At 62.8% G+C, this 11,784-nt stretch carries 15 protein-coding genes; 10 read left to right on the forward strand and 5 right to left on the reverse strand.

Annotated features, from left to right (window positions below):
• Positions 1-18 precede the first annotated feature (18 nt).
• The 6 genes from QRM57_RS08690 (at position 19) to QRM57_RS08715 (ending at position 4,383) form a co-directional block, all read left to right on the forward strand.
• Complete coding sequence (locus QRM57_RS08690; protein WP_257370889.1) at positions 19-669, forward strand: rhamnogalacturonan acetylesterase; 651 nt, start codon at positions 19-21, stop codon at positions 667-669.
• On the forward strand, positions 666-1,379 hold the full coding sequence (locus tag QRM57_RS08695) for a DUF1961 family protein (RefSeq protein ID WP_284986293.1): 714 nt from the start codon (positions 666-668) through the stop codon (positions 1,377-1,379). Before QRM57_RS08690 ends, QRM57_RS08695 begins: the two co-directional genes overlap by 4 nt.
• 14 nt (positions 1,380-1,393) lie before the next feature.
• Complete coding sequence (locus QRM57_RS08700) at positions 1,394-2,401, forward strand: acetylxylan esterase (RefSeq protein WP_284986294.1); 1,008 nt, start codon at positions 1,394-1,396, stop codon at positions 2,399-2,401.
• Positions 2,402-2,620: 219 nt separating this feature from the next.
• A complete protein-coding gene (locus tag QRM57_RS08705; RefSeq protein WP_284986295.1) occupies positions 2,621-3,769 on the forward strand; it encodes a 3-deoxy-7-phosphoheptulonate synthase in 1,149 nt (382 codons plus the stop codon).
• Positions 3,770-3,908: 139 nt separating this feature from the next.
• Complete coding sequence (locus QRM57_RS08710; RefSeq protein WP_211713427.1) at positions 3,909-4,121, forward strand: helix-turn-helix domain-containing protein; 213 nt, start codon at positions 3,909-3,911, stop codon at positions 4,119-4,121.
• Between the two features lie 163 nt (positions 4,122-4,284).
• Positions 4,285-4,383, forward strand: coding sequence for a 30S ribosomal protein bS22 (locus tag QRM57_RS08715; protein WP_003792170.1), 99 nt, complete (start codon positions 4,285-4,287; stop codon positions 4,381-4,383).
• 200 nt (positions 4,384-4,583) lie between these two features.
• Here QRM57_RS08715 and QRM57_RS08720 read toward each other — a convergent pair whose 3' ends face one another.
• Together QRM57_RS08720 and QRM57_RS08725 are read right to left on the reverse strand one after the other, a co-directional pair.
• Positions 4,584-5,549: a DUF559 domain-containing protein gene (locus tag QRM57_RS08720; protein WP_284986296.1), complete on the reverse strand. Its 966-nt coding sequence runs from the start codon at positions 5,547-5,549 to the stop codon at positions 4,584-4,586.
• Positions 5,550-5,699: 150 nt separating this feature from the next.
• The gene (locus tag QRM57_RS08725; protein WP_257370873.1) at positions 5,700-6,518 is read right to left on the reverse strand and encodes an HAD family hydrolase; all 819 of its coding nucleotides are present in this window, start codon (positions 6,516-6,518) and stop codon (positions 5,700-5,702) included.
• Between the two features lie 140 nt (positions 6,519-6,658).
• Between QRM57_RS08725 and QRM57_RS08730 the strand changes: the two genes are divergently transcribed.
• Positions 6,659-6,913: a glutaredoxin family protein gene (locus tag QRM57_RS08730; RefSeq protein ID WP_257370872.1), complete on the forward strand. Its 255-nt coding sequence runs from the start codon at positions 6,659-6,661 to the stop codon at positions 6,911-6,913.
• 76 nt (positions 6,914-6,989) lie between these two features.
• Entirely contained in the window at positions 6,990-7,697 is a 708-nt protein-coding gene (locus QRM57_RS08735; RefSeq protein ID WP_235517356.1) for a redox-sensing transcriptional repressor Rex, read from the forward strand.
• A gap of 50 nt (positions 7,698-7,747) precedes the next feature.
• Here QRM57_RS08735 and QRM57_RS08740 read toward each other — a convergent pair whose 3' ends face one another.
• From QRM57_RS08740 to QRM57_RS08750, 3 genes are all read right to left on the reverse strand, one after another.
• Positions 7,748-8,545, reverse strand: coding sequence for a hypothetical protein (locus QRM57_RS08740; protein ID WP_257370871.1), 798 nt, complete (start codon positions 8,543-8,545; stop codon positions 7,748-7,750).
• A 251-nt stretch (positions 8,546-8,796) separates the two neighbouring features.
• Positions 8,797-9,495 (reverse strand): hypothetical protein, encoded by a 699-nt coding sequence (locus QRM57_RS08745; RefSeq protein WP_257370963.1) that lies wholly within the window; start codon positions 9,493-9,495, stop codon positions 8,797-8,799.
• Between the two features lie 250 nt (positions 9,496-9,745).
• Positions 9,746-10,297 (reverse strand): YceI family protein, encoded by a 552-nt coding sequence (locus tag QRM57_RS08750; protein WP_235518626.1) that lies wholly within the window; start codon positions 10,295-10,297, stop codon positions 9,746-9,748.
• Between the two features lie 207 nt (positions 10,298-10,504).
• On the opposite strand from QRM57_RS08750, the gene QRM57_RS08755 reads away from it, so the two are divergent.
• On the forward strand, positions 10,505-11,170 hold the full coding sequence (locus QRM57_RS08755; RefSeq protein WP_284986297.1) for a histidine phosphatase family protein: 666 nt from the start codon (positions 10,505-10,507) through the stop codon (positions 11,168-11,170).
• A gap of 5 nt (positions 11,171-11,175) precedes the next feature.
• Positions 11,176-11,781 (forward strand): TlpA family protein disulfide reductase, encoded by a 606-nt coding sequence (locus QRM57_RS08760; RefSeq protein ID WP_235517352.1) that lies wholly within the window; start codon positions 11,176-11,178, stop codon positions 11,779-11,781.
• Positions 11,782-11,784: the final 3 nt, after the last annotated feature.

Consider the following 11,784-nt stretch of genomic DNA (forward strand, 5'->3'; position numbering starts at 1 on the left):
GCATTGAAAGGTACAACCATGAAAATCCTCCTCGCGGGCGACTCCACCGTGGCCGCCTGCCCCAGTTACGAATACCCGATGAGCGGCTGGGGCGCCCACCTCGCCCCCGAAACCTACTGGTGGGGTGCCGTCCACAATTTCGCCAAGGGCGGCGCCACCACGGAGTCGTTCCGTGAGGAGGGGCTCTGGACCCAGCTGCTGAACCAGACCGTGGTGGGCGACGTGGTGCTCATCCAGTTCGGGCACAACGACCAGAAGCGTGAACACCTCGCGGCGCGGACGGGCTACTTAGAGAACCTTCGTCGCATGGTGGCCGAGGTCCGCTCCAAGGGTGGCGTGCCCATCCTGTGCACGTCGGTGGAGCGTCGGTACTTCCTCGCCGGCACCCTGCACGAGACGCTGGGTGAGTATCCCGACGTCGTGCGTGAACTCGGAAGCGAGCTGGGCCTGGACGTCATCGACCTCAACCAGTGGACCCGGACACTGTACGAAGAGCTTGGGGAGGAGAAGTCCAAGGAGCTGTTCTCCCACTTTGCCCCCGGCGAGCATGCGCACTGGGCCGGCGGCCTGGAGGACAACACGCACTTCCACCAGAAGGGGGCCACAATGATTGCCGGATACGTGGCGGGACAGCTGGAAACCCTCGGCTTTGTTGGGGCACGCGCTTGATCTACTCCAACCCCTTGCGGGGACCTGCTGACGTTCGCACCTGGATCGCGGAGGGTCCGGTCCAGTTCCAAACGTACGACGACGGCGGGCCGGCTTCCCGCGGCGGCGGCACCAGCGCGCTGGTCCTCTCGGGCGCCCTTGACGCTGAAGTCCACGGCGACCACGCCCATTGGACCCTGTGGTGCCCGGAAGAAATCCCGGATTCCGTCCGGATCGCCTGGGAGTTCCGGCCGCTGGAGGAACCCGGCCTGGCCATGGTGTTTTTCGCGGCCCGGGGGCACGGCGGCGAGGACCTGTTCTCCACGACCCTTGCTCCCCGGACCGGCTATTACCCGCAATACCACTCGGGGGATATCGACGCCCTTCATGTCTCCTATTTCCGGCACAAGCACGCCTTGGAGCGAGCTTTCCGCACCTGCAATCTCCGCAAAAGTGCGGGGTTCGAACTCGTGGCCCAAGGCGCCGACCCCCTTCCTCCGGCCGAGGATGCCGACGGTTTCTACCAGCTGGAAGTGCTCAAGGACGGGCCACGTGTGGCCTTTTCGATCAATGGCCTGCCGTTGTTCGACTGGGTTGACCCCGGCCCGGAGCCGCTGGGCGGCGGCTACTTTGGGATCCGCCAGATGGCTCCGCTCAAAGCCGCGTACCGCAACCTCACCATCAGCCCAATCCAGCCGCTACGTCCTGTGACGGCGCGCACTAACCTATGACGTAGGATCTCCTCATGCCTCTTTTTGACCTGCCCCTCGAACAGCTTCGCGACTACACCTCCACAGCTGTGGCGCCGGCTGACCTTGACGCTTTCTGGGACCGCACCATCACCGAAGCAAGGGCCCTGCCGCTGGACGCAGTGTTCGAGCCGGTGGACAACTACCTCACGGTGATCGACACCTTCGATGTCACCTTCTCCGGATTCGGGGGAGACCGCATCAAGGGTTGGCTCCACGTGCCGGCGGATCGTGAACCCGGCGCTCAGCTCCCGGTAGTGGTGGAGTACATCGGCTATTCAGGCGGCCGTGGACTGGTCAACCAGAACACGCGCTGGGCGCAGGCAGGCTACGCGCACTTCATCATGGACAGCCGCGGCCAGGGCTACGGCGGTGTCTCCGGCGATACCCCGGATCCGCACCCCTCGGCGGGCGGGGTCAACTATGCCGGCCTCATGACCCGCGGCGCCGACCATCCGGACAACTACTACTTCCGTCGGGTTTACGTGGACGCCTTCCGGGCGGTAGAAGCGGCGCAGAACCATCCCGCCGTCGACCCCTCCAAAGTGGTCCTGACCGGCGTGAGCCAAGGCGGCGGCATCACCGTCGCTACCGCGGGCCTTGTGGCCGGACGGCTCGACGGCGTTATTGCCGCGCTGCCCGACGTCCCGTTCCTGCAGGACTTCCCGCGTGCCATCGACATTACGCCGCGCGGGCCCTACCCCGAAATCGCCTCGTTCCTCGGCCGGCACAGGGACCGCTACGACGCCATGCTCGCAGTGCTGAACTACTTCGACGGCGTCCACCTGGGCCGCGCGGCCACCGTCCCGGCGCTCTTTTCCGCAGCCCAAATGGACGACATTTGCCCGCCCTCTACGGTGTTCGCGAGCTACAACAACTACGGTCTGGATGCTGGGGCGCCGGAGAAGGACATAGAGGTCTACCGTTTCAACAACCACGAAGGCGGCCAGGAACACCACTGGGTCAGGCAGCTGCAGTACCTGCGCAAGCTGTTGTCCTCATAGTGGACAAAATTTGCCGGGTTTGACCGGGCATGGTTATGGTGTGGCTATGACAAACCGTTGGTATGCGTATTTTTCGTTGGCTCTGGAGGGGCCCGCGTCTAACTGACACGCATCCAACTTTCCTTCAGAGCCAACAGGGCAGAGATCATTCTCTGCCCTTCGCCATATCCGGCGGGTTCTGAAAAGGGGCCCGCTCCGCATCCCGGACAGGACCCAGACATGACCAGCATCGCCGCAGAACCCGCAGAATCGCTTTCAGCCCCCGACACCGCTGACGCCGCGCAGCCCTCAACCTCCAACTTGCGGGTAGCGCGCTTCGAGCCGCTGCCGGCTCCCCAGGACCTCATCGCTGAGTTGCCGCTGGACGCCCGCTCAGCTGCCGTCGTCGACCGTGGGCGTGACCAGGTCCGCGCCATTATGGACGGCGTGGATGATCGCCTGCTGGTCATTGTTGGTCCATGCTCCATCCATGATCCCAAGGCTGGGCTTGAATACGCCCGCCGTTTGGTCAGCCAGGCCGAGAAGCACAAGGAAGACCTGCTGATCGTCATGCGGACCTACTTCGAGAAGCCGCGCACCACGGTGGGCTGGAAGGGCCTCATCAACGATCCCCACCTGGACGGCAGCCACGACATCGCTGCAGGACTGCGCGCAGCCCGCGGCTTCCTCAAGCAGGTCACAGCCCTGGGCCTGCCGACGGCCACTGAATTCCTGGAGCCCATCAGCCCGCAGTACATGGCGGACCTCGTGTCCTGGGGCGCCATCGGTGCGCGCACCACCGAAAGCCAGATCCACCGCCAGTTGGCGTCCGGCCTGTCCATGCCCATTGGCTTCAAGAACGGGACCGACGGCGACCTCCAGGTAGCCATCGACGCGTGCGGTGCCTCTGCCGCTGAGCAGGCTTTCCTGGGAATCGACGACGACGGCCGCGCGGCTTTGGTGGCTACGTCCGGTAACCCCGATACCCACGTGATCCTGCGCGGTGGACGCAAGGGCCCCAACTACTCTGCCGACGACGTCGCAGCGGCCTCGGCCAAGCTCGCCGCCAAGGGACTCAACCCGCGCCTCATCGTGGACGCTTCACACGCCAACAGCGGCAAGAGCCACCACCGGCAGGCTGAGGTTGCACTCGAAATCGGTGCGCAGCTGGAAACCGGGTCTTCTTCGCCTGTTGCGGGTGTGATGCTGGAGAGCTTCCTTGTCGGTGGGGCGCAGAATCTGGATACGGCCAAGCAGTTGGCCGGAGAGCAGGAACTCGTCTACGGCCAGAGCGTCACCGACGCCTGCATGGAGTGGGACGTTACTGCCTCGGTGTTGGAGCAGCTCGCAGCCTCGGCCCGGAAGCGCCGGGTGGCATCGGGGGAGTAGGGTCCCACTTTCCGGAAATGCTTTCACATTGGCCCCATCAGCCTCTAGAGTATCTAGCACATGGTTGTTGGATGGCTCAGCATCGGCACACCGTTCTACTGGGGGTGTCTTACTGTCTGAGAGCAAAGGAATATGGGAAATGTCCGCGGAGACTAACTTCTCGAATGCGCGTTTCATGACGGTGGCTGAAGTGGCCGACGTCTTGCGTGTTTCCAAAATGACCGTGTATCGCCTGGTTCACTCAGGCGAAATGCCCGCCGTCAGGTTCGGGCGTTCGTTCCGGGTTCCGGAAGAGGCCGTATCCCAGTACCTTAAGGGTGCTGTCGTGGACGGGCAATCCGAGACCGCCTGAGGCTGCCGCAGTCCGCCCCACGGACCGTGGTCACGGGGTGCCCCTTTGAAGCGGTACTCTGTTAAGGAACGTTTTACGTCAATGTAAGAATCTGTCAGTTGTACTGTCTGCTTCCGCGGATCCGTTCCAACAGACAGGACCTTCTAGTTTGTAAGGAACTTTCGTGGGTTCAGTTATTAAGAAGCGCCGCAAGCGTATGGCCAAGAAGAAGCACCGCAAGCTGCTTCGCAAGACCCGCCACCAGCGCCGCAATAAGAAGTAGAGATACTTCATCAAGCGTGAATGCCCGTTGCCTTTCGAGGTGGCGGGCATTTTTGCACCCCGGACGCTCGCTCACGTCCCGCCTGTTTCCCCTAGACGCTCTCTCACGTCCCGGCTGTTTCCCCCGGACGCTCTCTCACGTCCCGCCTGTTTCCTGCCGGACGCTCTCTCACGTTCCGCCTGTTTCCCCTGGACGCTCGCTCACGCGTGGGGCCGCGCGAAGCCCGCCTGGACCGATGGGTCTACCCAGCCGTTTCTTAGAGCCTTTTTGATCTGACGGGTGGCATTCGCGAAGTTGTCCGCGAGGTCCGACTTACCGAAGATGAGCACCGTCCACCCCGCTGCCTCGAATGCCTTGTCCCTTCGCCGATCACTGAGGATCTGTTCCTGCGCAAGGTGATGACCGCCGTCGTACTGGATAGCGACCCGACGCTCGCGGTAGCCGAGGTCGGCTGAAGGCGAGAAGGGATCGTTGACGTAGAGCCGCACCTGTAGTTCCGGGTCGGGAAGACCAGCATCGAACATAGCCAGGCGGAGCGCAGTCTCCGGCGCCGAGTCGGCACCGACCCGCATCAGATCCAGTGCTTCCCTCGCACGGACAACGCCCTGCAGGTTCTTGTGGCGATCCACCATGGTGCGTAGTTCGTGGATGGTCGTGAACGGCGCGTCCCTTTGCTCAAATTCGGGCCTGGGGATGCGAATGAGTTCGTCGCCAACACTGACCAGTTCATTCAGCGGAAGCATTCGGGCCAAGTCCAACCAGGTCCTGGAACGTGTACTGATCCACATGCCGTGATTGAGCTCTACTTCACCCTCCGAGACCACAACCGTGTGGCCGGTGACACCTTTTCGCCGCACCGCAGGCAGACTCCGCGGCTTGCTCAGATGCAGCTCATTGGAATCTGACAGCCAAGGTGGGAGTGAAAATCCGTGGATCTTGGCGGCAGTGACATGTGAGATCCAAGCGCCAGGGCTCGCAGCCGAGAGCGAGCGAGCAGCCGATTCCAGATCAAAGGCCCAGTCCTTCGGCCGGTATATGCCCTTGCTCACAGCGTCGATACTGACGCGTTTCCAGAGCTGTGGATGGGCGAGGCCGGCGGCCTTGGCCTCCGAAAGTGTAAACGGGGCGGATGCCAGCTTGGAGGGCACGGGTACGGGAATCTGCATACCGGCATTCTGACCCAGATCCCGCTGGAGCTGCAGAAGTTATCCACAGGGACGCGGACCACGTCCTGGGGATGTGAGCGAGGGTTAGTTTAAAGGGGGGTGGGATGTGAGCGAGGGTTAGTTTGAAGGGGGGTGGGACGTGAGAGAGGATCAGATGCGGGGGCCGCGGAACCTGGAGAAGCCCCGCCACAAACCATAGATCGCGCCGCCCACCGTAGCTGCTTTGAGCCCGAGAGTTGCGGCACGGCGGCCGGAGCGGAAGTCGTAGACGGGCCAATTGTTGTCGCGGGCGTGCCGACGCAGCTTCGCGTCGGGGTTAATGACGACGGGGTGCCCCACCATGGTCAGCAGCGGGATGTCGTTGGCAGAATCGCTGTAGGCCCAGCAGTGGTCCAGGTCCAAACCCTCGCGGTCGGCGACCAGCTGGACCGCGACTGCTTTAGCGGGTCCGTGCAGGATGTCGCCCACGAGCTTCCCCGTGTACATGCCGTCGTGTACTTCGCCGACAGTACCCAGCGCGCCCGTCAAGCCCAAGCGGGTTGAGATTACGGTGGCCACCTCGATCGGGGTTGCCGTTACCAGCCAGACTTTGCGGCCCACTCTGAGGTGCTGTTCAGCCAGAGCCTTGGTTCCCGGCCAGATCCGCGACTCGATCATCTCGTCGTAGACCTCTTCGCCCAAGGCTTTGATGTCATCAACAGTGATGCCTGCCGCAAGAGTGAGTGCGGAATCCCTTACCGCGTGAACGTCTTCCATGTTCTCGCCGCGCAGCACGAACTTGAACTGCTTCCAAGCAAAACCAGCAGCCTGCGGCAAGGTGAACGCCTTGCGTTCATACATCTTTCGGGCCACATGGAAGAGGCTGGCGCCCTTCATCAACGTGTTGTCGACGTCGAAGAAAGCAGCTTCGCCGGTGTGCTTCTGCGCTTTGGCAGCTGCGGCGACAGCGGCGTTCTTCTCCTCGGGCATGACTTGAGTCTAGTCAATCACTGGTACACCTCGCTGTTGGCGCACTGGCACACGCTCCGGTGGGGGTGGGATGTGAGTGAGGGTTGGTGGGGTGGGGGTGGGATGTGAGTGAGGGTTGGTTGGGAGGTTACCGTTATCCCATGGCTACTCCCGACGTCGTCCTCCTCACCAAAGCTGACTGCCACCTCTGCACGGAGGCGCGTGCCGCCGTCGAGCGTGTCACCGCAAGCCTCGGTCTGGAGTGGAAAGAACAGAGTATCGACGGCGATCCGCAGCTGCGGGAGCGCTTCGCGGAGGAGATTCCCGTGGTCCTTGTTGACGGTGTGCAGCGGGATTTTTGGAAGATCGACGAGGAACGGCTGACCCGTACCTTGAAGAAAGCCCTGGAGGGCTGAGGGTGCCGTTACCCGTAAGTAATCGCTTTGGTTGAGCCCGCCCGGGGGTCATAGAGTGGAACAACAAAGCGACGCAATGGAGAATACCGTGACTGCGCTGGAACCGTCCGCGGAAGCAACTTCCGAGGACAACGAACCTGCCGCCAAGCAGATCCCACCCGCGGCTGTGGCCCGGATGACTCTCTATTTGCGTGCGCTCAACTCTTTGCTGGCAGAAGGCGTGGAGCGGGTTTCGTCCGAAGCCCTTGCCGAAGCCTCCGGCGTGAGTTCCTCCACTCTCCGCAAAGACCTCTCCTACGTCGGCTCGTATGGCACCCGCGGCGTGGGCTACGAGGTCCAATACTTGAGCCGTCATATCGCCGCGGCCTTGGGCTTGACCCATGACTGGAAGGTCGCGATCGTCGGTGCCGGTAACCTCGGCAAGGCGTTGGCCCGGTACGGCGGCTTCGAGTCCAGGGGTTTCGACGTTGTCGCTATCTTTGACGCCGACCCTATGGTGATCGGCAACGAGGTGGGCTGGTTGCGGGTCAGCGACTCAGCCGAGTTGGAGCGGGTGCTGGAGCGTACGCACACGAACATGGTGGTGCTCGCGTTGCCGGCCACAGTGGCGCAGGCAGTCTGCGACCGCGTGATCGCCGCTGGAATCCGAAGCATCCTCAGTTTCGCTCCGGTGCTGCTGCAGGTCCCGCCGCACGTCAACCTCCGCAAGGTGGACATGGCCACGGAGCTTCAAATCCTGGCTTACCACGCACAACGGGCGCAGACACCGGGCCAGGCTGTTTAGCCTTCGCCGGGTCTACGCCCGCTGGGTTGCCTTTTGAAGGGCCCGCCGGTTTAGCGGCCGTACGGAGTCTGGTACGGGTTGCCGAACGGCTGGGGCTTCCGGAAATAAGGAGCCGACGCCGGCAGGTACAGCATGACGATTGCTGCAACACCCAGCAGGATCACCACGAGCTGCAGCACGCCGTAGGTGGGGCCGAACTGGAAGAGGCTGGTCAGGCCGAGGACTGAGATGGCGGCGAATACGGTGCCCAGGATCCTTGCCCAGTTCTTGCCCTTGCGGACGTTGAAGCCCACCAGCGCGTAGAGGCCCAGGGAGATGATGGCGCCAACGATGGCGCTCACGGAGATGACGCCCCGCATACCCTCCATAGAGCCTGCGGGAAGGTCGGTGCCCTGCTGCGCAGCCTGCTGGTTCATGGCGTTGATGAAGGCGTCAGCACCGGTGGTGGCAAGGAGCAGCGAGCTGATGGCTGAGAGGACGCCGGCTGCGATGATCATCCAGAAGGCGTAGTTGACCATCGGCGGCACCGTAGTGGGGCCGGGCTGCTGGCTCGGCCAGTTGGTGTCCTGGCCATACTGGGGCGCGGACGGGGCTTGGCCGTACGGTGAGGCCTGCTGGCCATACTGGGGCGACTGCTGCCCATACTGCGGCGCGGCGGGCGGCGACTGCTGCCCGTACTGCGGCGCGGCGGGCGGGGACTGCTGCCCGTACTGCGGAGCCTGCTGCCCGTACTGCGGTGCAGAAGGCGGGGACTGCTGGCCGTACTGAGGTGCGGACGGCTGAGAGCCGGCCTGCTCAGGCTGGTTGGCGTCACCCGGGTTCGACGGCGGGTAGGGAGGGTTGCTCATGGCATTCCTTTGCTTGTTCGACTGCTGGTTCGGCCGCCGGGATCAGCAAAATGACCCTGCCCCCAGCGTGGTTCTGTTTCCACCGTACATCCCGGGTCTGACGCTATAGCCAAACACACGCAGGAATTCCATGGCTAGGGCGAAAATCATCATGTGGGCTTACGCCTTCATGATGAAGGCCGCGGTAATCCGTAGGGATTGCACCGCGGCCTTCACATCGGTAGAGCCCGACGACGGAACTGGCGTGGACGCTAGACCTGGCCCTTGACTGCCTTGAACCAGAGCTGCGAGTTGGGCAGCCACATCAAGACGACGGCGACTGCGCTGACCAGGAAACCGAACCAGTTACCGCCCAGGCCCATGCCGGAACCTCCACCGTTGGCCGCCCCGAAGATGGCGAGCAACAGTGAAACGGCGGCCACGATGGTCAAGGCGAGCCGCGCCCACTCCTTGCCTTCCTTCATCTTCATGGCAAGGATTACTTGGGCGGCTGCAACGGCGAGGGCCAGCAGGAGCAGGACCAGGGCGATCGCGGCGAACGCCGGTGCAAAAGCGAAAGCTGCGATGACGGCGAAGAATCCGATGAGCCCAAACAGCAGGCCCAGGAGTCCGGAGATCACCCAGATGAAGTAGGAAACCTTCAACTCCGTGGGAAGGCCCTGCGTCTTGAACATTCCCGAGAAGCCGCCCTGCGGCATGACGTCGTTGAAATTGCGTGGGCCGTCGGTGGGCATTTCGAAGTGGAACCCGGGCTGGGCGGCACCGGGCTGCGCCGGGCCAGGTTGGGACGCTCCGGGCTGGGAGTATTGCCCCGGTTGGGATGGGGGCTGGTAGCCCTGGGGTGGTTGGTAGGCCTGCGGTGGCTGGTAACCCGCAGGAGGAACATTGCCGGGCTGCGGAGGCTGTGAGCCGGGCTGCTGTGGCTGAGGTGCTTCGTCTGGGGTACTCATGGCATCACTTTAGACCGGTGGTTGAAGGATGCATAGGAAATTCGGAGCCAACTCGCAGCTAATCAGGGGGTATCTGCCGAATAATTGGCGGGTGATCTTCGAGACAGCCAAACGGCGCCCCCGCAGCGTGATGCTGAGGAGGCGCCGTTGTGGGGGTCCCGCTATGAATCCCGCCCTTGAGAGTCACACCCGGCGTTGTGCCGCGGGGGTTACGGACAAGGGAAGGATCCGCGCGGGGTACAGGCTGGACTTAGGCGGCAGCCGGTGCGATGAACGCGAGTTCCAGGTTGATGACTACCTTGTCGCTGACCAGGACGCCACCGGCTTCGAGGACTGCGTTCCAGGTGAGGCCGAATTCCTTGCGGCTGATGGTGGTTTCGCCGGAAACGCCTGCGCGGGTGTTGCCGAACGGATCGACGGCCACGCCGTTGAACTCGGTCTCGATGGAAACCTCCTTGGTCACGCCCTTGATTGTGAGATCGCCCACGAGGTCGAAGCTGTTTCCGTTGGCCTTGACGTGGCGGGAAACGAACGTGATTTCCGGGAACTTCTCGACATCGAAGAAGTCTTCGCCCTTGACGTGGCCATCGCGGTTGACGTCGCCGGAGTCGAAGCTGGCGGTCTGGATGGTTGCGGAGACCTTGGAGTCCGCCAGGGTTTCGCCAACTTCCAAGGTGGCCGAGGCGTCCTTGAACTGGCCGCGGACCTTGCTGATGCCTGCGTGGCGGACGGTGAAGCCGATTTCGCTGTGCGAAGCGTCGAGGGTCCAGGTGCCGGTCGTAACGGAAGCGGGAAGGGTCATCATGGTGTTGCTCCTATGGGTAGTGGAAGGTACTGCGTGCTTGCCCGGCTGAACTCATTGCTTGAAGCGTCAACCGAGCTTCGTGTCTAGTATAAACATGCATATGCATCTTTTATTCCAACTCCACGGAACATTTCTGTAAAACTTTGAGTTCTACTAGCGGTAGAAGATTTCGGATCGCCCCGCTTCTTTGAGAAACTGGTAAACATGCCCCAAGCAACTGTCCATCTGCTTCGCCATGGCGAGGTCCACAATCCCGACGGCGTCCTGTACGGTCGCCTGCCGGAATTCCACCTCTCCGAACGCGGTCGTGAGATGGCCCGCATGCTGGCCGAGCACTTCTCGGCGCAGGTTGCCCAAGGCGCCAAGATCGTACACTTGGCGGCTTCTCCGCTGACCCGCGCGCAGGAAACGGCGCTGCCCACGGCTGAGGCACTGGGACTTGAGATCCACACGGAACCCCGGATCATCGAGGCAGAGAACCACTTCCAGGGACTGCACCCCACCAAGAGAGAATTCCTCAAGCCCAAGCACTGGTTCTACTTCCTCAATCCCATGCGGCCGTCCTGGGGTGAGCCCTACAAGGAGCAGGCCGCCCGTGTCCTGGCTGCAGTTGAGGACGCCCGCGTCAAGGCCATCGAGTTGGGCGGCGACGGCGCCGAGGCCATCCTGGTGAGCCACCAACTGCCCATCTGGTCCACCCGTTTGACGGCCGAAGGCCGCCGGCTGGCGCACGACCCCCGCAAGCGTGAATGCACCCTCACCTCCCTGACTTCCCTCACCCTGGACCAGGACGGCAAGATCGTCCGGGTCGAATACAGCGAGCCTGCCGCAGCGTTGCTCCCCGGCGCCGCAAGCACTCCCGGAGCCTAAGGAACATGGATAAGAATCTTTCACGCCGAGGAGTATTGACTGCAGGGGGTGTCCTGCTGGCCGGACTCACCATGGGCCTTTCAGCGTGCGCCCAAAAGGACTCCCTGGCCGAACAGGCCCGGAAGGGCGATAACAAGAACTATGTAGCCGGCGACGGCTCCGTGACCGAGTTCGCCAAGGCTGACCGCTCGGCTCCTGTGGCACTCAAAGGCACACTGTTCACCGGCGCGGAAGTAAAGCCGGAAGACCTGTTGGGCAAGGTCACGGTCCTGAACTTCTGGTTTGCCGCCTGCGCTCCCTGCCGCATCGAAGCTCCGCAGCTCGAAGCCCTGCACCAGGAATTCAAGGACCAGGGCGTCCAGTTCTTCGGCGTGAACCTGCGCGACGAGCAACCAACGGCCGAGGCATTCGACAAGACGTTTAACCTCACGTACCCGAGCTTCAACGACAAGGACGGGGCAGTGCTGCTCTCCGTGTCGGGAATCGTCCCACCAGGCGCGGTGCCCACAACCCTGGTCCTGGACAAGGAGGGCAAGGTTGCTTCCCGCGTGCTTGGCGAAATTGAAAAGAGCACCCTGAAGGCCCTCATCACCTCCGCAGTGGCCGAGTAGAAC

Source organism: Arthrobacter sp. fls2-241-R2A-172, assembly GCF_030208885.1.
Classification (GTDB): Bacteria; Actinomycetota; Actinomycetes; order Actinomycetales; family Micrococcaceae; genus Arthrobacter.